We start from the raw sequence: 20,945 nt of genomic DNA on the forward strand, positions 1-20,945 counted from the left end.
CCCGGCGGGCATGGAAACGGCCCGGAAGGAAATTCCTTCCGGGCCGCGAGTCCGGGCCGCCTCTCAGAGGCTCATGCCCAGCTTGATGGCGCGCATGTTCGGCTCGAGCAGGTGCTGCTTTTTGGGCGGCACGCACTTGGCCACGGCCGCCTCGACCGTCTCCAGCGACGCGAATTTCGCCTCCTGCAGGACCTTGCCGAGCAGAATGTTGTTGGAGAGCCCCTTGAGGCCCTCGGAATCCGCCTTTTCGGTGGCGGGGACGTAGAAGCAGCTGATGTCGGTGCGGTCGCTCTTCTTGGCGATGAGCGAGCTGTCCACCACGGCGATGCCGCCCGGGGCGACCTTGTCGATGAACTTGTCGTAGGAGGGCAGGTTCATCGCGACGAGCACGTCGGGGTTGAGCACCAGCGGGGAACCGATCGGCTCGTCGGAGATGCACACCGAGCAGTTGGCGGTGCCGCCGCGCATCTCGGGCCCATAGGAGGGCAGCCAGGAGACGTATTGATCCTCGATGAGCCCGGAATAGGCCATGATCTTTCCGGCGAACAGGACGCCCTGGCCGCCGAAGCCTGCGAGCAGGATACTCAGCATTACGGACGCACCCCCTTCTCCGTCTTATCGGTGTAGACGCCCAGCGGGTAGTAGGGCATCATGTTGTCACGCAGCCACTGGAGCGCCTCCGAGGGGGTAAGGCCCCAGTTGGTCGGGCAGGCGGAGAGCACCTCGACGATCGAGAAGCCCTTCTTTTCCACCTGGCATTTGAACGCCTTCTTGATCGCGGCGCCCGCCTTGCGGATGTTGGGGACGCTGTCCACCGAGACGCGCTCGGCGTAGGCCACGCCGTCGAGGGTGGAGAGCATCTCGCACACATGGATCGGGAAGCCGGAGTAGGACACGTCGCGGCCGTAGGGGGTCGTTTGGGTGACCTGCCCGGGCAGGGTGGTCGGGGCCATCTGGCCGCCGGTCATGCCGTAGATCGCGTTGTTGACGAAGATAATCGTGATGTTTTCGCCGCGGGTCGCGGAGTGGACCGTCTCGGCGGTGCCGATGGCGGCGAGGTCGCCGTCGCCCTGGTAGGTGAAGACGACGCTGTCGGGCAGCGAACGCTTGACGCCCGTCGCGATCGCGGGGGCGCGGCCGTGCGCGGCCTCAATCATGTCGCAGCCGAAATAGTTGTACGCCATGACCGAGCAGCCGACCGGCGCGATGCCGATCGTGCGGCCTTCGATATCGAGCTCGTCGAGCGCCTGCGCGACCAGCTTATGGATGATGCCGTGGGTGCAGCCGGGGCAATAGTGGGTGCTGACATCCAGCAGCGCGTGGGGTCTTTGATAGACGACGGCCATTACCGGTCACCTCCTGCCATTTTTTCGATTTCGGAGAGCACCTCGGCGGGGGTCGGGATGACGCCGCCGGTGCGTCCGAAGAAGGACACGGGCGCCCTGCCGTTCACGGCGATGCGCACGTCGTCCACCATCTGGCCCATGCTCATCTCGACGCTCAAAAACGCCTTCGCGCCGCGCTCGGCCGCCTTTTCGATCGGCGCGTACGGATACGGCCAGAGGGTCAGCGGGCGGATGAGACCGACCTTGATCCCCTTTTCCCGCGCGGAGTTGACCGAACTGCGGACGATGCGGGAGGTCGCGCCGTAGGCGACGACGACGTATTCCGCGTCCTCCATGAGGTACTCCTCGCAGCGGGTGTGCTTCGCCTTGACCTCCTCATAGCGCTGGAAGCGCTCGAGGATTTTGGCTTCCAGCTCCTCCGGCTGGAGGTAGAGGGAGTTGACGATGTGGTGGGCGCGCTTGTGCTGGTGGCCGCTGGTCGACCAGCCGCTCTTGTCGTAGGTCTTGACCTGCTTTTCGGGGAAGGAGATCGGCTCCATCATCTGGCCGAGCATCCCGTCCGCAAGGATCATCGCGGGCATGCGGTAGCAGTCGGCGAGGTCGAACGCGTCAAACACCATGTCGACCATCTCCTGGATGGAGGAGGGGGCGAAGACGAGCACATGCAGGTCGCCGTGGCCGGGGGCGCGGGTGGCCTGCCAGTAGTCGGCCTGGGAGGGCTGGATGCCGCCGAGCCCCGGGCTTCCGCGCTGGACGTTGACGATCAGGCAGGGCAGGTCGGAGCCCGCCAGGTAGGAGATCCCCTCCGATTTGAGGGAGATGCCCGGGGAGGAGGAGGAGGTCATGGCGCGCACGCCCGCGGAGGCCGCGCCGTAGACCATGTTGATCGCGGCGATCTCCGACTCCGCCTGCATATATGTACCGCCGATCTTGGGCATCTTTTTGGCCATATACGCCGCGACTTCCGTCTGCGGGGTGATGGGGTAGCCGAAGAAATGGTGGCAGCCCGCCTGGATCGCCGCTTCCGCGAGCGCCTCATTCCCCTTCATTAACATTTTTTGCGTGGATGACATAACTTCACTGCCTTTCGTGGATCAATTCTGTTTGAGGCCGCTATTTCTCAACGGTAATTGCACAGTCGGGGCACATCGTCGCGCACATCGCGCAGCCGATGCAGCTCTCCATATCCGTCACGGTAGCGGGATGGTACCCTTTTCCGTTCAGTACCGATTTATCCAGAAAAACGATCTTCTTCGGGCAGACTTCCACACACAGGCCGCAGCCTTTACAGATGTCACGGTTCACCGTCATCTTTGCCATTGAAAACACCTCCTTAACTCTATACCGCCGCGGGGCCTCTAGACTTCCCACGGTTTTTTTACATAAATATCCACCGGATAGATCTCCCGGCCGGGCAGCTTCTCCCCCACCCCGGCGGCGAGCTTTTTCCACGCCGTCGTGCAGAGCACGGGGATGCCGTACCGACGCGCCGTCTCCTCGGCGTATCCCGCCGACGAAACGATGTCGTCCGCCGTCGTGATGTCCGCGAGGTTGGAGTTGTTGACCACCGCCGTCACCTCCAGCCGGGCCTTCCGCTCGATCTCCCCGAGGATCTCGGCGGCCTCCTCGCTCGTCCGGGTGAGATAGCGGTAGGCGTTCACGACGTAGAGCACGTCGCATCCGCCCGCCTCTCTGATCATGGCGCTGTAGCGGCCGAGCGCGGCCGCGCCCGCGTCGTCGCCGCCCACGTCGATCACCAGCGTCTTATCCGATTCGATGACGGCGTCCAGGCGCCCGTCAAGGGCGGGCACGTCGAGGTTGGACCGCGCGTAGACGGGCGCGATCAGCCCGATCCCCTTCTCCTCCAGCAGCGCGCCGAAATCGGCGCTGCGGAAATAGGGGTTTACAATGTCGAGGTCGACGAGGATCACGTCCCGGCCGGCGGCCTTCAGGTCCACCGCGAGGTTGACCGAAAAATTGGTCTTTCCGCTGCCGTAGTGACCGACGACCACGACGATCCGTTTGAGATTGGTCAGCATAGGCGCTCCCTTCTGCGAAAGCGTTAAGTTTGATTATAGCATTCTGCATGATTATTCACAAGGCAACGAAAGAATTTCCAGCTTTTCCACAAATGCGCTTTAAAATACTGCATCAATAAAGTATGAAATGTACAAAACCAGTTCATGCAAAAGCAACTGGAAAAAGTATATAAAAAAACCTTCCCGCAATCCGGGAAGGTCGTGAAAATCGTCCCTAAATTGCTACTTTTTCTTCTTTGCGGACAGTACGACATAGATAATAATAAGGATTACGGATACCACAAGAAGCCCGCCCATAATCGGCAGGAGCATCCCGGAACCGTCGCCCGTATTCGGAATGAGCGCGAAAGAAGGGGTAGCGAGGCAGACCGCACAGCAAAGCGCGGCCAGCATCGAAGCGATTCTCTTGGAAATCCGGTTGAACATATGCCAAAAGCCTCCGAAAAGGTAGTAAAGACTGCATTGCCCTGATAGATTCTAATTATACGCATATTTTCCCCGCTGTCAACAGAAATTCTGCAACTTTTGAAATCCGCCCTTGCATTGGATTGGGGAATTTTGTATAATAATGGGTAAGTTTTGCAGCTCATCACTGCGGCAATGAGCAAAAGCGCCCCATCCGACATCCAAGCACGAAAATGAGGAGGAACCGCCATGCAGCTTGACATCGGCATCCTGATCGCATTCATCATCTATTTCGCCCTGATGGTGTGGATCGGCTTCTATTTCTACCGCAAGTCCAACAACATCTCCGACTATTTCCTCGGAGGCCGGAGCCTCGGGAGCTGGGTCACCGCGCTGAGCGCGCAGGCCTCCGACATGTCCGGCTGGCTGCTGCTCGGGCTTCCCGCCGCGGCCTTCTGGTCGGGGCTCTCCGCCGCGTGGATCGCCATCGGCCTCGCGCTCGGCACCTATTTCAACTGGAAGCTCGTCGCCGTGCGCCTGCGCAAGTTCACCTACGTCGCCGACGACTCGATCACCATCCCGCAGTATCTGCAAAACCGCTTTTGCAGCAAGTCCACCGCGATCCGAAGCGTCTGCGCAGTGATCATCTTCGTCTTTTTCCTCGTCTACACCGCTTCCGCCTTCAGCACCGGCGCGAAGCTTTTCCAGTACGTCTTCCACTTCGACTACGTCGTGGCGCTGACCGTCGGCGCGGTCATCATCATCTCCTACACCTTCCTCGGCGGCTTTTTGGCCGCCTGCTGGACCGACTTCATCCAGGGGATGCTGATGTTCGCCGCGCTCATCATCGTGCCGGTCGCCGCCGCCTTCACCACCTCGGGCATCTCCCCCGAGCTGATCGCGGGCTTCGGAGGCCCCAACTACCTCAACCTCTTCGCCGACGCGTCCGGCAGGGTCGCGCTCGTCACGATCGTCTCCGGCCTCGTCTGGGGCCTCGGGTACTTCGGCATGCCGCACATCCTCGTGCGCTTCATGGCGATCAAGGACAGCTCGATGATCAAAAAGAGCCGCATCATCGCGATGGTCTGGGTGCTCATCTCCCTTTGCGCGGCCGTCTTCGTCGGCATCGTGGGCATCGCCTTCCTCGGCGGGCGGGGCGTCTACGCCGACGTGGGCGCGGCGGAGGTCATCTTCATGGACCTCGTCACCCGCCTCTTCCCCGGCTTCATCGCGGGCATCCTGCTCTCCGCCATCCTCGCCGCCGCGATGAGCACCGCCGATTCCCAGCTGCTCGTCGCCGCCTCCGCGGTCTCCAACGACTTCTACAAGGCGCTCTTCCGCAAGAACGCCTCCGACAGGGAACTCATGTGGGTCTCCCGCACCGCCGTCATGGTGATCGCCGTCGTCGCCTACCTGCTCGCGCTCGATCCGAACAGCTCGGTCATGGGGCTCGTCTCCTATGCGTGGGCGGGCTTTGGCTCCTCCTTCGGGCCGGTCATCCTGCTCTCCCTCTTCTGGAAGCGGCTGACCATGAAGGGCGCGGTCGCCGGCATGGTGGTCGGCGGGCTGACCGTCGTGCTGTGGGAAAACGTCCCCGTGCTGGCGGGCACCGGGCTTTACTCCCTCGCCCCCGGCTTCGCCCTCGCGCTCGCCGTGATCGTGGCCGTCTCCCTCCTCGACAGGGAGCCCTCCAAAGAGGTCCAGGACCTCTTCGAGCGCGCGAAGGCCGCGCGGATCTGACTTCACAAAAGCCCCGGGAACGCGGCGCGTTCCCGGGGCTTTTTCTCTGTTTTTCCGCTCAGTAGCCGAGCTGCTCGCCGACGATGATCACCTTGACGCGGCCCTTCACCTTCTGCTGGGACATCACGACATAGTCGCAGCAGATGCGGTCGTCGCTGTGGCAGTCGCGGCAGATGCCGAGCACCTTGCAGGGGGTGCGCCGGTCGAGGCGGGTCGCGTTGGCGGGCGCGGCGGTGTCCCGCATGCGCACCCGCGCCGCCTCGAGGTCGGGCACGATCTTGTTGTAGCCCACGACGACGATCACGCTTTTGGGGCCGTAGATCATCGCGGCCACGCGGTTGCCGATGCCGTCGACGTTATAGAGCTCCCCCGCCTCGGTGACGGCGTTGCTGCTGCAAAAATAGGTGTCGCAGGAGAACGCCTCCCGCTGGATCTTTTCGGGGTCCGCGCCCTTCGCCTCCCGGTCGAGGCAGCGGTAGGCCCCCGAGCGCAGCAGCTCCTTGATCCCGCTCTCCGCGAGGGTCATCGAGCCGCCCCATGAGACCGACTGTCCCTCGGGGCAGAGCTCCTTCACGAGCGCGACCGCCTCCGCGCAGGTCTTGACATAGTAGGCGTCCATCTTGTTGTTTTGCAGATTGCCGATCGTCCGGTTGATCTTCTTTTCGAGTACCGCGCTGACATTTGCGTCCATGCTACCCCTCCGTCCAGCTTGTTGGTCCACTTTTATTTTACCGCGCCCGCCGCCGCATTGCAATCGCCGGGGCCAAAGAAAAAGGGCTCGAGGTCGGCCGGGGACTCCGCCACGTAGCAGCAGCCCAGCTCCTCCGCCTGTTCCGGAAGGAGCCCGAAGCCGTAGGCCGCCCCGACAAAATCGATCCCCGCCGTGATCGCGCCGTCCGCGTCGTAGACCGAGTCCCCGATGAGCACGACGCGGGACTTGTCCGTCCAACCGAGCCGGTCGAGCGCGGTTTCGATGATGTCCTTCTTGGTGATCGCGCCCTTCTCGTCGTTACGGTTGCCGATGCAGGTGTCGATCAGGTGGTCGATCCCGAGGTATTCCAGCAGGTGCCGGGCGGTCTTTTCGGGCTTGAGGGTCGCGACGCCCGTTTTGATTCCCCGCTCCCGCAGACGGCCGAGCAGTTCGGGCAGCCCGTCGTACACCTTCGAGAGGTAGCAGCCCCCCGCCTCGTAGTCCTCCCGGAAGAGCCACACCGCCTTTTCCGCGTCCTCGTCCGACATGCCGGTGTAGGTCTTGAGGGAGTAGACGATCGGCGGGCCGATAAACTTGCGCAGGACCTCTTCGCCGGGCACCGGGCGGCCCATCCGCTCGAACATCCGGCCAAGCGACCGGAAGAGGCCGGGCGAGCTGTCCACGAGCGTCCCGTCAAAGTCCCAGAGCACCACCTGATATTTCATCCGCTTCATCCTATCTGCTGCCGCAATATTTTTGATCAGCACCAGTATACCATACGCGCCCCGCCGAAATCAATCGGGGGCAGCGCGCAAAACCGGCCCCGGCATAAGCCGGGGCCGGTTTTCGCATTCTCTTTTTCCGGGCGTTTCAGAAGCTGCGGCCGGAGCCGCCGCCGCCGAAGCCGCCTCCACCGCCGGAGAAGCCGCCCCCGCCGCCGAAGCCGCCGCCTCCGGAAAACCCGCCTCCGCCGCCGAACCCGCCGCCGAAGAAGCCCCCGATGAACGGCCCGCCGTGGAAGTCGTCGTCATCCCAATGCCGGCGCCCGCGGTGACGGCCGCCGCGCATGAAGAGCATCACGACCGCGATCATGACAAAGAAGACCACGAGCGCCCCGGCGAAGTTTCCCTCGCGGGAATCCTCCCCATAGTCGCGCGGCTCGTAACCGGGCAGCGCCTCGAGACCATACTCCACCATCGTCTCGGAGAGCAGGGCGCTGTAGAGCTCGCGGGTCCCCGCGTCAAAGTCGCCCGCCTTGTAGCTCTCGAGCGCGTAGGCGTCGATCATGCGGCCGACCTTCGCGTCGTTGAGCGCGCCCTCCAGACCCCGCCCCACCTCGACGCGGATCTCCCCGTCGTCGGGCGCGAGCAGAAGGAGCAGGCCGTTGTCCTTCTCCCCGTCGCCGATGCCCCACTGGCGGCCCACGTTCAGCGCATAGGACGCCGGGTCCTCGCCGTCGAGCGACCGCACCGTCAGCACGACGATCTGCGCGCCCGTCTCCTGCGCAAGGGAGGCGGACTGCTCCATGATATACGCTTTGGTATCCGGCGAAAGCACGCCGGCATAGTCGTTTACAAAGAAGTCGCTGGTCGGGCTCGGATAGGCGGCGCCGCAGAGCGCCGCCGCCACAAGCAGGAGCGCCGCGAGAATGGCTGCTGTCTTTTTCATGCCCGTCCCTCTCCGCTTACGCGCCGAAATCCACGTCCGGCGCAGACTGCGCCGACTCGGGCGCGGTGAAGTACTCCGCCTTCTCGAATCCGAACATGCCGGCGACCAGGCGGTTCGGGAAGGTGATGATCCTGCTGTTGTAGCTCTTGACCGCGTCGTTGTAGTCGTTGCGCGCGACCGAGATGCGGTTCTCGGTGCCCGCGAGCTCATCCATCAGCGAGATATACCCCTGGCTCGACTGGATCTCCGGATAGTTCTCCACGACCATCAGCAGCCGGGAGAGCGCGCTGGAGAGATTGTCGTTGGCCGCGGCCAGCTCCTCCATCCCCATGCCCTGCGCGCCCGCCAGCTGCGCGCGCGCCTCGGTGACGCTGTCGATGACCGACTGCTCCTGCGCCGCCAGCCCCTTGACCGTGTTGACGAGGTTGGGGATCAGGTCGGCCCTGCGCTGAAGCTGGGTCTGGATCGCCGCCTGCTGGGTGTCGACGTTTTCGCGCGCCGCGGCGATGCCGTTATACCCCCCGACAAGGGAGACGCCGATGATCACGATGATCGCGAGAACCGCGATCAGGACGACCACGCCGGTAGACATTTTTTTCATCTTATCGTTCCTTTCTTTTGGCCTGCCACCATCCTAGCACAACCCGGTGTCCCGTACAAGCGGGCCGCCCGTGAATTCACGAATCCGTCACAGACCGTTCATTTTCCCAGTTCGCGGACCATCTGGACATAGGGCAGCTCTTCGTAGCCGAGGCGGCCGTAGAGCCTGCGCGCGCCTTCGTTATCCGGCTCCACCTCGAGGCGGAAGCGCGCCGCCCTCCCCGCATAGTATTCGCTGACAAAGGAAAAATACGCGCTGCCGAGCCCCTTCCCCTGGAATTCGGGACGCAGGTAGAGCTCCTCGAGCAGCACGACCATGCCGCCCGCCTCGGTCGACCAGGTGAGGGACACCTGCCCGTAGCCGGCGAGCTTCCCCTCCTGCTCGAGGAGGAAGACGTCCACATAGGGGCTGTCCGAGACCGCCTGCTCGTAGGTGCGTTCAAAAAAATGCGCCGGGACGGGGTGCAGCACGGCCGGCGAATGGTAAAATTCATCGAGCAGCGTGAGAAAATCCGTTTTGTCCTGCGGGGTCAGCTTCCTGATCATGTTATTCATGCTCCTGTTCCTTGATGTTTGGCAACAGTATACCCAATTCCGTCCCGTTTTGCAACTCCGCCCGGACGTCCCCGGCCTCCCTTGCCAATTCCGCCCACCCGTGCTATAATGTTGCCAACGGGAAATATCCGGTACAATTTCATCGCCTGCGTCCAAGGGGGCTCCCGCGGATCAAGGCTTTTCAGGCAAATCGTTCTAAAGCGCGCGGGTTCGGCCCGGCGGAGAAGGCGGTGGTATTTTTGTGCTGCAAACGCGGCGCCGCGCCTTTGGGGACGCGGCGCTTTTTTTGGCGGCGGAGACGCGGCCGCTTCGGAAAGGAAGGCTGACGGATGGAAACAAGAATCGCCCTGATCGGCATCATCGTGGAGGACATGCGGGCGGCGGACCGGCTCAACGCCATCCTGCACGAATTCGCGGGCTGCATCGTCGGACGGATGGGCATCCCCTACCACGCGAAAGACGTCAGCATCATCAGCGTGGTCGTCGACGCGCCGAACAACGTGATCAGCTCCCTTTCGGGCAAGCTCGGGATGCTCCCCGGCGTCAGCATAAAGACGGTCTATTCCAAGGCAGGAGGTCCCCCGCATGACGCTGATTGACACGGTTTCCGGGCTGGCAGGGCTTCTCACTTTACAGGACTTCTCCCCCGTCTACCGCATGGCCGACCGGGTCCGTCGGGAGGCGGTCGGGGACGTGGTGCACATCCGCGCCATCCTCGAATTCTCCAACCACTGCAGGCGGCAGTGCCGCTATTGCGGGCTCAACAGCAGGAACGCGGCCTGCGACCGCTACCGCATGACGCCGGAGGAGATGGTTGATTCCGCCCGCGCCGCCTGGGAGGCGGGCTACAAAACGATCGTGCTCCAGTCGGGCGAGGACCCGTTTTTTACCTCCGCGCTGCTCGGGGAGATCGTCCGGGAGATCAAGCGGACGGGACTGGCGGTGACGGTGAGCTGCGGCGAGATGCCGCGGGAGGACTACGCGCACCTGCGGGCGTGCGGAGCCGACCGCTACCTGCTCAAGCACGAGACCGCCGACCCCGTCCTCTATGATTCGCTGCACCCCTGCGGCACCCTCTCCGAGCGGGTCGCCTGCCTGAAAACCCTCAAGGCCCTCGGGTTCGAGACGGGCAGCGGGTTCATGATCGGGCTGCCCGGCCAGACGAACGAGACGGTCGCGCGCGACCTGCTGCTGCTGCGCGAGATCGGCTGCGACATGGCGGGCATCGGGCCCTTCATCCCCCACCCGGACACGCCGCTGCGGGACCTGCCGCACGGGAGCACCGAGCTCACCAAGCGGGCGGTCGCGCTCGCGCGGCTGCTGCTGCCGAAGGCGAACCTGCCCGCCACCACCTCCCTCGGGGTGATCGACGGGAAGGAAAAAAACGACGTCTTCTCCTGCGGGGCGAACGTCATCATGCGCAAGGTGACGCCCGACGCCTACAAGCAGAAATATGAAATCTATCCCGCCGCGCTCGGACATACCGATATCAAGGCCGAGCGCGCCGAGCTGGAAAATATGATCCGCGGTCTGGGAAAAATACCGCAGTAAAGAAAGGTTGAATGAAAATGTACAATCCGAAGTCGAAGGTCGCAACCGAATTTATCGACGACGCTGAGATCAGGGAGACGCTCGAGTACGCCGAACAGAACAAGGCGAATTTCCCCCTCATCGATCAGATTCTGGAGAAGGCCGCAACGCTGAAGGGCCTCTCCCACCGCGAGGCGGCGGTGCTTCTCGAATGTGAAGACCCCGCCTACATAGAAAAAATCTACGCGCTCGCGATGGACATCAAGAAGAAAAACTACGGCAACCGCATCGTCATGTTCGCCCCCCTCTACCTCTCCAACTACTGCGTCAACGAGTGCCGCTACTGCCCCTACCACCACCACAACAAGCACATCGCCCGCAAGCAGCTCTCCCAGGAGGACATCGTGCGGGAGGTCGTCGCGCTCCAGGACATGGGCCACAAGCGCCTCGCGCTCGAGACGGGCGAGGACCCCGTCAACTGCCCGATCGAATACGTGCTCGAGAGCATCAAGACGATCTACGGCATCAAGCACAAAAACGGCGCGATCCGCCGCGTGAACGTCAACATCGCCGCCACGACGGTCGAAAACTACCGCCGCCTCAAGGAGGCGGGCATCGGGACGTATATCCTCTTCCAGGAGACCTATAATAAAGAGTCCTACGAATACCTGCACCCGGCGGGGCCGAAGAGCAACTACGCCTACCACACCGAGGCGATGGACCGCGCGATGGAGGGCGGCATCGACGACGTGGGCTGCGGCGTGCTCTTTGGGCTCAACCTCTATAAATACGACTTTGTCGGCCTGCTCATGCACGCCGAGCACCTCGAGGCGGTCTTCGGCGTCGGCCCGCACACGATCAGCGTGCCCCGCGTGCGCACCGCCGACGACATCGACCCCGACGAGTTCAACAACGCCATCTCGGACGAGATCTTCCAGAAGATCGTCGCCGTGCTGCGTGTCGCCGTCCCCTACACCGGCATGATCATCTCGACGCGTGAATCGCAGAGGACCCGCGAAAAGGTGCTCCACCTGGGCATCTCGCAGATCTCCGGCGCCTCCCGGACGAGCGTCGGCGGCTACGCCGAGGCCGAGGAGGAGAACTCCGCCCAGTTCGACGTCAGCGACAACCGCACCCTCGACGAGGTGGTTGGCTGGCTGCTCGACCTCGGCCACATCCCGAGCTTCTGCACCGCCTGCTACCGTGAGGGACGCACCGGCGACCGGTTCATGACCCTTGTCAAAAATCAGCAGATCGGCAACTGCTGCGACCCCAACGCGCTCATGACCCTCAAGGAGTACCTCGAGGACTATGCCTCCCCCGAGACGAAGGCCAAGGGCGAAAAGATGATCGCGGACACGATCCCCCTCATCCCCAACGAGAAGGTCCGCCGCCTCACCGTGGAGCACCTGGCGGACATCGCCGCGGGCAAGCGCGATTTTCGGTTCTGACCGGGCCGTCCGCCCCCGTCAATGGCGCCGGGGACGGACACGAAACCGCATCATATAAAAGGAGTGCCATTCCATGAGCCTGACAACAACCCCCAGCGCCAACCGGCTGCACATCGGCATCTTCGGCAAGCGCAACAGCGGCAAATCCTCCCTTATCAACGCGATCACCAACCAGGACACCGCCCTCACCTCCGAGGTCGCGGGCACGACGACCGACCCCGTCTACAAGGCGATGGAGATCCACGGCATCGGGCCCTGCATGCTGATCGACACCGCCGGCTTCGACGACGAGGGGGAGCTCGGCGCGCTGCGCGTCCGGCGCACGCGCGACGCGCTCGAAAAGACCGACGTGGCGATCGTCGTCTTCTGCGAGGCGGACGTCTCTCTGGAGGCCGACTGGATCGGGGCGCTGCAGGAACGCGGCACGCCGGTCGTCGCCGTCATCAACAAGGCCGATCTGCTCGGCAACGTCTCCGAGATCGCCAGGGCGATCCATGACGCGTTCTCCCTCTTCCCCATCGTCGTCTCCGCAAAGGAGCGCACCGGCGTCAAGGACGTGATCGAGGCGGTCATCCGCCAGCTGCCCGAGGACTACGAAAAAAAGAGCATCACCGCCGGGCTCGTCGGCGAGGGGGACGTCGTCCTGCTCGTCATGCCGCAGGACATCCAGGCGCCCAAGGGCCGCCTCATCCTGCCGCAGGTGCAGACGATCCGCGACCTGCTCGACAACCGCTGCGTCGTGCTGTCGGTCACGGCCGACAAGCTCGACGAGGGCCTCGCGGCCCTGCGGGTGCCGCCCCGCCTCATCATCACCGACTCGCAGGTCTTCCCCGCCGTCTACCAGAAAAAGCCGCCCGAAAGCCTGCTCACCTCCTTTTCGGTGCTGATGGCGGCCGTCAAGGGGGACATCGCCTCCTTCGTCGAGGGGGCCGCCGCGATCGACGCGCTCACCCCCGATTCCCGCGTGCTCATCGCCGAGGCCTGCACCCACGCCCCCCTCGAAGAGGACATCGGGCGCGTCAAGCTCCCCCGCCTGCTGCGCAGGCGGGTGGGCGAAGCCTTGGAAGTCGACGTGGTCAGCGGCCCCGACTTTCCGGAGGATCTCAGCGGCTACAATCTGATCATCCACTGCGGCGCCTGCATGTTCAACCGCCGCTACGTCCTCTCCCGCATCGAACGGGCCCGCGCGGCGGGGGTCCCGATCACCAACTACGGGGTCGCGCTCGCCAAGCTCGGCGGCATCCTCGACAAGATCAGCTACCGCTGAATCGCAACCGTGCAGCATCCTGCAAAAAGGCCGCCGAAGGCGGCCTTTTTCTGCACGGATATTTGCATTTTTCCCCTCCGCAGCCGGTAAATTTGGGCGGATTCTGCAAGACTTTCCTGGAAAAGATGCAAATGGGCCCAAATCCCCTTGACTTTACCGCTCTGATTGCATAAACTGTATCTCAAAGGCTTAGCGCCTTTTCTTGTGCTGCAAGAATGTTTAATATGGGAGAGGATTAAAATGAAAAGAGTACTTGCTCTCGTTTTGGCGACCCTGATGCTGCTCGCGGCCGCGGGCTGCGGCTCCAAGCCCGCCGAGGAGAAGACCTTCACGATCGGAATGGAGTGCGCCTACGCCCCCTTCAACTGGACCCAGCTCGAAAAGACCGACACCGCCGTCGACATCGGCAACGCCTCCTACGCGGACGGCTACGACGTCGTCATGGGCAAATACATCGCCGAGAAGCTCGGCCGCACCCTGGTCGTCAAGCCGATCGCCTGGGAGGGCCTCGAGCCCGCCGTCAACAACGGCGAGATCGACGCGATCATCGCGGGCATGACCGCCACCCCCGAGCGGAAACAGAACGTCGACTTCACCACCCCCTACTATGAGAGCAAGATGGTCGTCATCGTCCGCAAGGACAGCGACCTGGCCGGCATCACCGACATCCAGCAGCTCTCCGGCCGCAAGGTCCAGGGCCAGCTCAACACCATCTACGACGACGTCATCGATCAGATCGACGGGGTCGACCACGTCACCCCGCTCGCGACCTACCCGCTGATGGTCGTCGCGCTCCAGAACGGCGAGGTCGACGCGCTGACCGCCGAGCTGCCCGTGGCGGTCGGCGTCACCAGCAGCAACTCCGACTTGACCTACGTCGAGTTCGACGCGGACAAGGGCTTTGAGGCCGACACCTCCGTTTCAATCGCGGTCAAGAAGGGCAACACCGAGCTGCTCGACGAGATCCAGAAGGCGCTCGACAGCCTCACCGAGGAGACCCGCCAGCAGTGGATGATCGAAGCGACCGGGCGCCAGCCTGCGCAGGAATGATCCACGGCGCACGCCGTCCGAAAGTACGAAAGATAGGATTGTGTGACCATGTTTGCATCTGCAATTGATATCGCCGTCAAATACTGGCCGATGTTCTGGGCCGGCATCAAGACGACCCTGCTTCTGTCCATCACCGGCACCGTCATCGGCCTGCTGATCGGCCTGGTCGTCGGCAGCGTGCGGTCGGTCTGCTCCAAAAGCGAGTCGCGGGATTCCGGCGTCGCCAAGGCGGTCAAAAAGATCGTCTATTTCATCACCTGCGTCTATGTGGAGTTCTTCCGCGGCACCCCGATGATGGTGCAGGCGGTCTTCCTCTACTACGGCCTCAAGCCGGTCTTCAACTGGGACACCACCGTCGCCGGCATCTGCATCATCTCGATCAATACCGGCGCCTACATGGCGGAGATCCTGCGCTCCGGGCTCCAGTCGGTCGACGTCGGCCAGACCGAGGCCGCGCGCAGCATCGGCATGACCCCCGCGCAGACGATGTTCCACGTCGTGCTGCCGCAGGGCGTCAAAAACGCCTTCCCCGCCATCGGCAACGAGTTCGTCGTCAACATCAAGGACTCCTCGGTGCTCAACGCCATCTCGGTGACCGAGCTGTTCTTCCAGTCCAACAAGATCGCGGGCAGCATCTTCAAGTTCACCGACACCTTCCTCGTGACCGCGCTGGTCTATCTGGTGCTCACCTTTACGACCACCCGCATCCTGCGCGCGATCGAAATCCGCATGCACCGCCCGCCCTCCAGCTATCCGACCTCGCAGACGGTGCCCGAGGCGCGCATCAAACCGGAAGGAGGGGCGCAGTGATGGAACACATCGTGGAGATCAAAAACCTCAAAAAGCACTTTGGCGATCTGCGCGTCCTCGACGACATCAACTTCCACATCGACAAGGGGGACGTGATCACCGTTATCGGCTCGTCCGGCAGCGGCAAGTCCACCCTGCTCCGGTGCATCAACCTGCTTGAGATCCCCGACGACGGCGAGATCCTCCTCCACGGCAAGGACATCCTCAAGGGGGAGCTCGACGTCAACAAGCACCGCGCCAAGGTCGGTATGGTCTTCCAGTCCTTCAACCTCTTCAACAACATGAGCGTGCTGAAGAACTGCATGATCGGCCAGATGACCGTGCTGAAGCGCAGCAAGGAGGAGAGCCAGAAGAAGGCGGAGCAGCTGCTCGCCACGGTGGGCATGTCCAGCTTCATCGGCGCCTCCCCCGCCCAGCTCTCGGGCGGCCAGCGGCAGCGCGTCGCGATCGCGCGGGCGCTCTGCATGGACCCGGAGGTCCTCCTCTTCGACGAGCCGACCTCCGCGCTCGACCCCGAGATGGTCGGCGGCGTGCTCGCGGTCATGAAGGATCTGGCCAAGTCGGGCCTCACGATGATCGTCGTCACCCACGAGATGGGCTTCGCCCGCGAGGTCTCCTCCCGCGTCGTCTTCATGGACAGCGGCATCATCCTCGAGGAGGGCCCGCCCGAGCAGATTTTTACCGCCCCCAAAAACGAGCGCACGCGGGAGTTCCTCTCGCGCTACCTCGCATAGAAAAAACGGATCAAAAAGGCCGCCGGCATTGCCGGCGGCCTTTTTTCGTTTATTTGTGATAGAGCTTTTTGGTCTGGTACTGCGGTTCGCAGGTGAGGTTGAGCCCCAGCTTGCGGAAGGTGTCCCCGTCCACGTGGGAGAGGATGACCGTCGAGTGCGCCTCACAGCCGCGCAGCTTCTGGAGCTGGCGCATCGCGAGCTCCGCCGTCGGGTTGGTCGCCGCGCAGATCGACAGCGCGACGAGGATCTCGTCGGTGTGGAGCCGCGGGTTGTGGTTGCCGAGGTGCTTGGTCTTGAGGTTCTGGATCGGCTCGATGATGATCGGCGAAATCAGGTGGATGTCGTGCTGGATGCCGCCGAGCGCCTTGAGGGCGTTGAGCAGCACCGCCGCCGACGCGCCGAGCAGGGCCGAGGTCTTGCCCGTGACGATGCGGCCGTCCGCGAGCTGGATGGAGGCGGCGGGCATCCCCGTCTCCTCCGCCTTTTTCAGCGCCGGGGCGATCACCGGGCGGTCGGAGGTCGACACCCCCGCCTGGTTCATGAGCAGCTCCACCTTGTAGACCATGTCCGCGTCGGCGAGGCCCTGGCGCTGCTCGCAGAGCACGCTGTAATAGCGGCGGATGATCTCCTGCCGGGCGGCCGCGCAGACCACCCCGTCGTCGGTGATGCAGCTGCCCACCATGTTGACGCCCATGTCCGTCGGGGATTTGTAGGGGGAGACGCCCGCGAGCTTCTCGAAGATCGACCGGAGGACGGGGAACACCTCCACGTCGCGGTTGTAGTTGACCGTGGTGACCCCGTAAGCCTCGAGGTGGAAGGGGTCGATCATATTGACGTCGTTGAGGTCGGCGGTCGCCGCCTCGTAGGCGAGGTTGACCGGATGCTTGAGCGGCAGGTTCCAGATCGGGAAGGTCTCAAACTTCGCGTAACCGGCCTTCACGCCGCGCTTGTATTCGTGGTAGAGCTGGGAGAGGCAGGTCGCCATTTTCCCGCTGCCCGGGCCGGGCGCGGTGACGACCACGAGCGAACGGCTCGTTTCGATGTATTCGTTTTTGCCGTAGCCCTCGTCGCTGACGATGAGGGGCACGTTGGAGGGATAGCCCGCGATCGGGTAGTGGCGGTAGACCTTGACGCCGAGGCTCTCCATCCGCTTCTGGAAGGCGTCGGCCGCGGGCTGGGCGCTGTACTGGGAGATCACCACGCTGCCCACGTAGAGTCCGATGCTGCGGAACGCGTCGATCAGGCGGAGCACGTCGAGGTCGTAGGTGATGCCCAGGTCGCCGCGCAGCTTGTTCTTTTCGATGTCCGAGGCGTTGATGACGATGACGATCTCCACCTCGTCCTTGAGCTCGAGCAGCATCTTCACCTTGCTGTCCGGCCGGAAGCCCGGCAGCACGCGGGACGCGTGGTAGTCGTCGAACAGCTTGCCGCCGAATTCGAGGTACAGCTTGCCGCCGAACTGCGCGATCCGTTCGAGGATGCGCTCCGACTGTGTGCGCAGGTATTTTTCGTTGTCAAAACCCAGCTCCATAAATCTCCAACCTCCACAAAACTTACCGCTCTCCATTATACTCAATTCCCGGGGATTTTACAAGAAAGTTCGCCAATTTTTCTGTATTTTCATCCCGCGGCGGGGATTCCTTCCCCACCGATACATACTTTCGGGAAAGAGGCAAATAATGTAACCATCCCTGCAAACGAATGGAGTGAGCAAATGAACGAAAAGACGGTTCTTCCGGTCAAAAACGACTACGGCTATTACGAGATCCGGCTGGAAAGCATCGGCGGGCTGGGCGCCAACCTCTGCGGAAAGATGCTCGGCGAGCTCGGCGCGGTCTACCTGGGGCTCAACTCCGCGTCCTTTTCGAGCTACGGCTCGGAAAAACGCGGTTCCCCCGTCAAGGCCTTCATCCGCTGGTGCGAGCAGGACATGGACCTGCGCGTCAACAGCCCCATCGAATCCCCCCACATCCTCGGGCTCTTCCACGAGGCGATGGCGGGCAAGCTGCCGGTGACGGCGGGCGTCACCGAGGAGACGCGCGTGATCGTCAATACCGGCGCCTCCCCCGACGAAATGCGCGAGCGGCTCAAGCTGCACGCCGGCGAGCTCACCTGCGTCGACGCGCAGAAGATCGCCATGGACTGCAAGTCGCGCGTCAACATGGTCATGCTCGGCGCGATCGTCAGGGCCTCCGGCTTCATCCCGCTCGACGCGGCGCTCTCCCTCGCGCGCGAGACGATCGGCAAAAAGTACCCCGCCCTCTGCGAGCAGAACCTCGAGGGCATCCGCCGCGGCTACGCCGAGGGCGTCTCCCGCCAGTTCTCCGACGACGGCCGCTTCCCCGCCGTCCCCTACACCGAGGCACGAGACAAATGGGGCTACCGGAACGCGCCGCTCGGCGGCGTGAACCCCCGGTTCGGCAGTTCCGTGTCCAACGACCTGTCCGCCTCCCGCGAGGGGTATATCCCCCTCTTCATCCAGGAGAAGTGCATCAACTGCGGGCTGTGCGACACCACCTGCCCCGACATGGTCTTCCAGTTCCGGCCCGGCGAGTACAAGGGCCGCAAGGCGATGGTCAACACTGGGCTCGACTACCACCACTGCAAGGGCTGCCTGCGGTGCGTCGACGTCTGCCCGACCGAGGCGCTCGTCGCCGGGCTCGAGCGCGAGCATCCGGACAAGAAGTGGTTCGTCCGCAACAAGGACCTCATCGTCGACCAGATGGAGTTCGAGGACGCGGGGCCCAACTCGTGGGTGACGAGCGAGAGCTTCCTCAATGAAAAACGTGTGGACGGAGGGGTTGTGTGATGAAAAAACAGCGGGTGCTTTTCGACAGCGGTAACGAATTGGCGGCCTACGCCGCCAAGCAGATCAACTACCATGTGATGGGCTACTACCCCATCACCCCCTCCACCCAGATCGCCGAATTCCTCGACCAGATGAAGGCGGACGGCGAGCACGACATCTCGCTGATCGCCGCCGAGGGCGAGCACAGCGCCGCCGGCATCTGCTACGGCGCGTCGACGGGCGGCGGGCGCGTCTTCAACGCGACCTCCGCCAACGGCCTGCTCTACGCGCTCGAGGAGCTGCCCGTCCAGTCGGGCACACGCTTCCCGATGGTCATGAACGTCGCCTGCCGCACCGTCTCGGGGCCGCTGTCGATCAAGGGGGACCACAGCGACATCATGTATACCCTCAACACCGGCTGGGTCATCCTCTTCGCCAACTCCCCGCAGGCGGTCTACGACTTCAACATCTGCGCGCTGAAGCTCGCCGAGCGGGTGAAGCTGCCCGTCATCGTCGCGTTCGACGGGTTCTTCACGAGCCATCAGAAGCGCCGCTGCGAGGTGTTCGAGGAGGATTCCGACGTGCAGGCGTTCGTCGGGAAATACGACGCGTCCTACAGCGCCCTCGACCTCGCGCATCCCGTCTCGATCGGCTCCTATATGAACGAGCCGGACATCATCAACAACAAGTTCCAGCTCCACCTCGCGATGGAGCAGGCGCGCGAGGCGATTCCCGAGGTCTTCGCGGAATATGAAAAGCTCTCCGGCCGTGCCTATTGCCGAACCGAAAGCTACCTCGCGGACGACGCGGAGGTGCTGCTCTTCCTGCTCGGCTCGAGCTACCACACCGCCAAGGTCGCGGCCGACCGCTTCCGCGCGCAGGGCAAAAAGGTGGGCGTCTTCACGACCAACGTGCTGCGCCCCTTCCCCGGCGAGGAGCTCGCCGCGATCTGTAAAAACGCCAAAACCGTGCTCGTCGGCGACCGGCAGGACAGCTACGGCGCAGAAGGCGGCAACATGAGCCTCGAAATCCGCGCCGCGCTCCAGCGCGCGGGCGTTTCCGCGCGGGTGCTCAGCCGCGTCTACGGCCTCGGGGGGCTCGACTTCTACGTCGAGGACGCCGAGCGGATGATCGAAAGCTGCTATGACGCGAAAGCCCCCGCCTTCGACTATCTCGGCAGCTATCCGGGCGAGCAGGTGGACAACCAGCAGTATTTCGCGCCGATCACCGGGGAGGCCGCCTCCCCCGGGCTCACCACCTGCGTCTTTGAGGACGGCAAGGCCGTCGTCAGGGGTGGCCGCGTCAACGAGACGACCGCCATGCCCAAGCGCCTCGCCCCCGGCCACGGCGCCTGCCCCGGCTGCGGCATCCCCGTCAACGTGAACCTCCTGCTGCGCGGCATCGAGGGCAACGTCGTGCTGCTCTTCCAGACCGGCTGCGGCATGGTCGTCACGACCGCCTACCCCAAGACCTCCTTCCGCGTCCCCTACGTGCACAACCTCTTCCAGAACGGCGCGGCGACCCTCGCCGGGCTCGTCGAGATGTGCCGCCAGCGGCAGAAGCGGGGCGAGCTGCCCGAGGGGGAGATCACCTTCGTCATGGTGAGCGGTGACGGCGGCATGGACATCGGCATGGGCTCCGCCATCGGCACCGCGCTGCGCAACAATCACCTCATCCTCTTCGAGTACGACAACGGCGGCTATATGAATACCGGCTATCAGCTCTCCTATTCGACGCCGATGGGCGCGAAGAGCTCGACCTCCCACGTCGGCCCCAACCAGTACGGCAAAAACTTCTTCCACAAGGACACGCCGATGATCATGGCGGCCACCAACATCCCCTATGTCGCGACGGTCGCCGAATGCAACCCGGCCGACTTCCTCAAGAAGGCCGCGAAGGCGAAGGCCTACGCCGCCGAGCACGGCATGGCCTACCTCAAGGCGCTCTCCGCCTGCCCGCTCAACTGGGGCGACAAGCCGAACACCGAACGCCGTGTCATCCAGGCGGGCGTCGACTGCTGTTATTTCCCCCTCTACGAGGTCGAGCGCGGCATCACCAAAATCACCTACGACCCCGAGGCGGCCAGCAAGAAGCTCCCCGCCGCCGACTGGCTGGGGATGATGGGGCGCACCAAACACCTCATGAACGAGCGGTACGCCGACGTCGTGCAGGCCATCCAGAACGAGATCGACCACCGCTGGCTACGCCTCAAGGCGCGCAACGACTGTGAACTGCTCTAGTTTCTACCAATCGCACGAAGGGCGGCGGGTT

At 63.4% G+C, this 20,945-nt stretch carries 22 protein-coding genes; 11 read left to right on the forward strand and 11 right to left on the reverse strand.

Going from position 1 to position 20,945, the window contains the following annotated elements; genetic code table 11:
• Nucleotides 1-63: 63 nt before the first annotated feature.
• The 5 genes from ACZO3G_RS04925 to ACZO3G_RS04945 are packed head-to-tail and all read right to left on the reverse strand — an operon-like array spanning nucleotide 64 to nucleotide 3,385.
• A complete protein-coding gene (locus tag ACZO3G_RS04925; RefSeq protein WP_101550923.1) occupies nucleotides 64-591 on the reverse strand; it encodes a 2-oxoacid:ferredoxin oxidoreductase subunit gamma family protein in 528 nt (175 codons plus the stop codon).
• Nucleotides 591-1,346, reverse strand: a complete 756-nt coding sequence (locus ACZO3G_RS04930) for a thiamine pyrophosphate-dependent enzyme (protein WP_101550925.1) — start codon at nucleotides 1,344-1,346, stop codon at nucleotides 591-593. Before ACZO3G_RS04930 ends, ACZO3G_RS04925 begins: the two co-directional genes overlap by 1 nt.
• On the reverse strand, nucleotides 1,346-2,419 hold the full coding sequence (locus ACZO3G_RS04935) for a 3-methyl-2-oxobutanoate dehydrogenase subunit VorB (protein ID WP_101550927.1): 1,074 nt from the start codon (nucleotides 2,417-2,419) through the stop codon (nucleotides 1,346-1,348). The genes ACZO3G_RS04930 and ACZO3G_RS04935 overlap by 1 nt, the downstream gene beginning before the upstream one ends.
• A 40-nt stretch (nucleotides 2,420-2,459) precedes the next feature.
• The gene (locus tag ACZO3G_RS04940) at nucleotides 2,460-2,666 is read right to left on the reverse strand and encodes a 4Fe-4S dicluster domain-containing protein (protein WP_101550929.1); all 207 of its coding nucleotides are present in this window, start codon (nucleotides 2,664-2,666) and stop codon (nucleotides 2,460-2,462) included.
• A 38-nt stretch (nucleotides 2,667-2,704) separates the two neighbouring features.
• Entirely contained in the window at nucleotides 2,705-3,385 is a 681-nt protein-coding gene (locus tag ACZO3G_RS04945) for a nucleotide-binding protein (protein WP_101550931.1), read from the reverse strand.
• A 144-nt stretch (nucleotides 3,386-3,529) separates the two neighbouring features.
• Between ACZO3G_RS04945 and ACZO3G_RS04950 the strand changes: the two genes are divergently transcribed.
• Together ACZO3G_RS04950 and putP are read left to right on the forward strand one after the other, a co-directional pair.
• Entirely contained in the window at nucleotides 3,530-3,856 is a 327-nt protein-coding gene (locus ACZO3G_RS04950) for a hypothetical protein (RefSeq protein ID WP_146021704.1), read from the forward strand.
• Nucleotides 3,857-4,039: 183 nt separating this feature from the next.
• The gene (putP, locus tag ACZO3G_RS04955) at nucleotides 4,040-5,530 is read left to right on the forward strand and encodes a sodium/proline symporter PutP (protein ID WP_276873250.1); all 1,491 of its coding nucleotides are present in this window, start codon (nucleotides 4,040-4,042) and stop codon (nucleotides 5,528-5,530) included.
• 58 nt (nucleotides 5,531-5,588) lie between these two features.
• Here the strand turns inward: putP and ACZO3G_RS04960 are convergent, their stop codons facing one another.
• From ACZO3G_RS04960 to ACZO3G_RS04980, 5 genes are all read right to left on the reverse strand, one after another.
• Complete coding sequence (locus ACZO3G_RS04960) at nucleotides 5,589-6,221, reverse strand: lactate utilization protein (RefSeq protein ID WP_101550937.1); 633 nt, start codon at nucleotides 6,219-6,221, stop codon at nucleotides 5,589-5,591.
• Between the two features lie 32 nt (nucleotides 6,222-6,253).
• Nucleotides 6,254-6,946, reverse strand: coding sequence for an HAD hydrolase-like protein (locus ACZO3G_RS04965; protein WP_172439219.1), 693 nt, complete (start codon nucleotides 6,944-6,946; stop codon nucleotides 6,254-6,256).
• A gap of 145 nt (nucleotides 6,947-7,091) precedes the next feature.
• A complete protein-coding gene (locus tag ACZO3G_RS04970; RefSeq protein WP_101550942.1) occupies nucleotides 7,092-7,889 on the reverse strand; it encodes a TPM domain-containing protein in 798 nt (265 codons plus the stop codon).
• Between the two features lie 16 nt (nucleotides 7,890-7,905).
• Nucleotides 7,906-8,490: a LemA family protein gene (locus ACZO3G_RS04975; protein ID WP_276873247.1), complete on the reverse strand. Its 585-nt coding sequence runs from the start codon at nucleotides 8,488-8,490 to the stop codon at nucleotides 7,906-7,908.
• A 98-nt stretch (nucleotides 8,491-8,588) separates the two neighbouring features.
• Complete coding sequence (locus tag ACZO3G_RS04980) at nucleotides 8,589-9,035, reverse strand: GNAT family N-acetyltransferase (RefSeq protein WP_121585738.1); 447 nt, start codon at nucleotides 9,033-9,035, stop codon at nucleotides 8,589-8,591.
• Nucleotides 9,036-9,373: 338 nt separating this feature from the next.
• Here ACZO3G_RS04980 and ACZO3G_RS04985 point away from each other — a divergent pair, with 338 nt between their 5' ends.
• From ACZO3G_RS04985 to ACZO3G_RS05015, 7 genes are all read left to right on the forward strand, one after another.
• Nucleotides 9,374-9,643 (forward strand): TM1266 family iron-only hydrogenase system putative regulator, encoded by a 270-nt coding sequence (locus tag ACZO3G_RS04985; protein WP_276873245.1) that lies wholly within the window; start codon nucleotides 9,374-9,376, stop codon nucleotides 9,641-9,643.
• A complete protein-coding gene (gene hydE, locus ACZO3G_RS04990; protein ID WP_276873242.1) occupies nucleotides 9,630-10,595 on the forward strand; it encodes a [FeFe] hydrogenase H-cluster radical SAM maturase HydE in 966 nt (321 codons plus the stop codon). The genes ACZO3G_RS04985 and hydE overlap by 14 nt, the downstream gene beginning before the upstream one ends.
• A 17-nt stretch (nucleotides 10,596-10,612) precedes the next feature.
• Nucleotides 10,613-12,025, forward strand: coding sequence for a [FeFe] hydrogenase H-cluster radical SAM maturase HydG (gene hydG / locus ACZO3G_RS04995; RefSeq protein ID WP_121585990.1), 1,413 nt, complete (start codon nucleotides 10,613-10,615; stop codon nucleotides 12,023-12,025).
• A gap of 73 nt (nucleotides 12,026-12,098) precedes the next feature.
• Nucleotides 12,099-13,292, forward strand: a complete 1,194-nt coding sequence (gene hydF, locus ACZO3G_RS05000) for a [FeFe] hydrogenase H-cluster maturation GTPase HydF (RefSeq protein WP_276872971.1) — start codon at nucleotides 12,099-12,101, stop codon at nucleotides 13,290-13,292.
• A gap of 240 nt (nucleotides 13,293-13,532) precedes the next feature.
• Nucleotides 13,533-14,342 (forward strand): transporter substrate-binding domain-containing protein, encoded by an 810-nt coding sequence (locus ACZO3G_RS05005; RefSeq protein ID WP_486846877.1) that lies wholly within the window; start codon nucleotides 13,533-13,535, stop codon nucleotides 14,340-14,342.
• A 48-nt stretch (nucleotides 14,343-14,390) separates the two neighbouring features.
• On the forward strand, nucleotides 14,391-15,152 hold the full coding sequence (locus ACZO3G_RS05010) for an amino acid ABC transporter permease (RefSeq protein ID WP_101550950.1): 762 nt from the start codon (nucleotides 14,391-14,393) through the stop codon (nucleotides 15,150-15,152).
• Nucleotides 15,152-15,886: an amino acid ABC transporter ATP-binding protein gene (locus ACZO3G_RS05015; RefSeq protein ID WP_276872974.1), complete on the forward strand. Its 735-nt coding sequence runs from the start codon at nucleotides 15,152-15,154 to the stop codon at nucleotides 15,884-15,886. Before ACZO3G_RS05010 ends, ACZO3G_RS05015 begins: the two co-directional genes overlap by 1 nt.
• Before the next feature lie 49 nt (nucleotides 15,887-15,935).
• Here the strand turns inward: ACZO3G_RS05015 and ACZO3G_RS05020 are convergent, their stop codons facing one another.
• Nucleotides 15,936-17,417, reverse strand: coding sequence for a DUF1846 domain-containing protein (locus ACZO3G_RS05020; protein WP_101550954.1), 1,482 nt, complete (start codon nucleotides 17,415-17,417; stop codon nucleotides 15,936-15,938).
• 183 nt (nucleotides 17,418-17,600) lie between these two features.
• Here ACZO3G_RS05020 and ACZO3G_RS05025 point away from each other — a divergent pair, with 183 nt between their 5' ends.
• Together ACZO3G_RS05025 and ACZO3G_RS05030 are read left to right on the forward strand one after the other, a co-directional pair.
• The gene (locus ACZO3G_RS05025; protein ID WP_101550956.1) at nucleotides 17,601-18,695 is read left to right on the forward strand and encodes a 2-oxoacid:acceptor oxidoreductase family protein; all 1,095 of its coding nucleotides are present in this window, start codon (nucleotides 17,601-17,603) and stop codon (nucleotides 18,693-18,695) included.
• A complete protein-coding gene (locus ACZO3G_RS05030; RefSeq protein ID WP_276872977.1) occupies nucleotides 18,695-20,914 on the forward strand; it encodes a thiamine pyrophosphate-dependent enzyme in 2,220 nt (739 codons plus the stop codon). The genes ACZO3G_RS05025 and ACZO3G_RS05030 overlap by 1 nt, the downstream gene beginning before the upstream one ends.
• The last annotated feature ends 31 nt before the right edge of the window (nucleotides 20,915-20,945 follow it).

The sequence above is a fragment of the Anaerotruncus sp. genome (assembly GCF_057433415.1).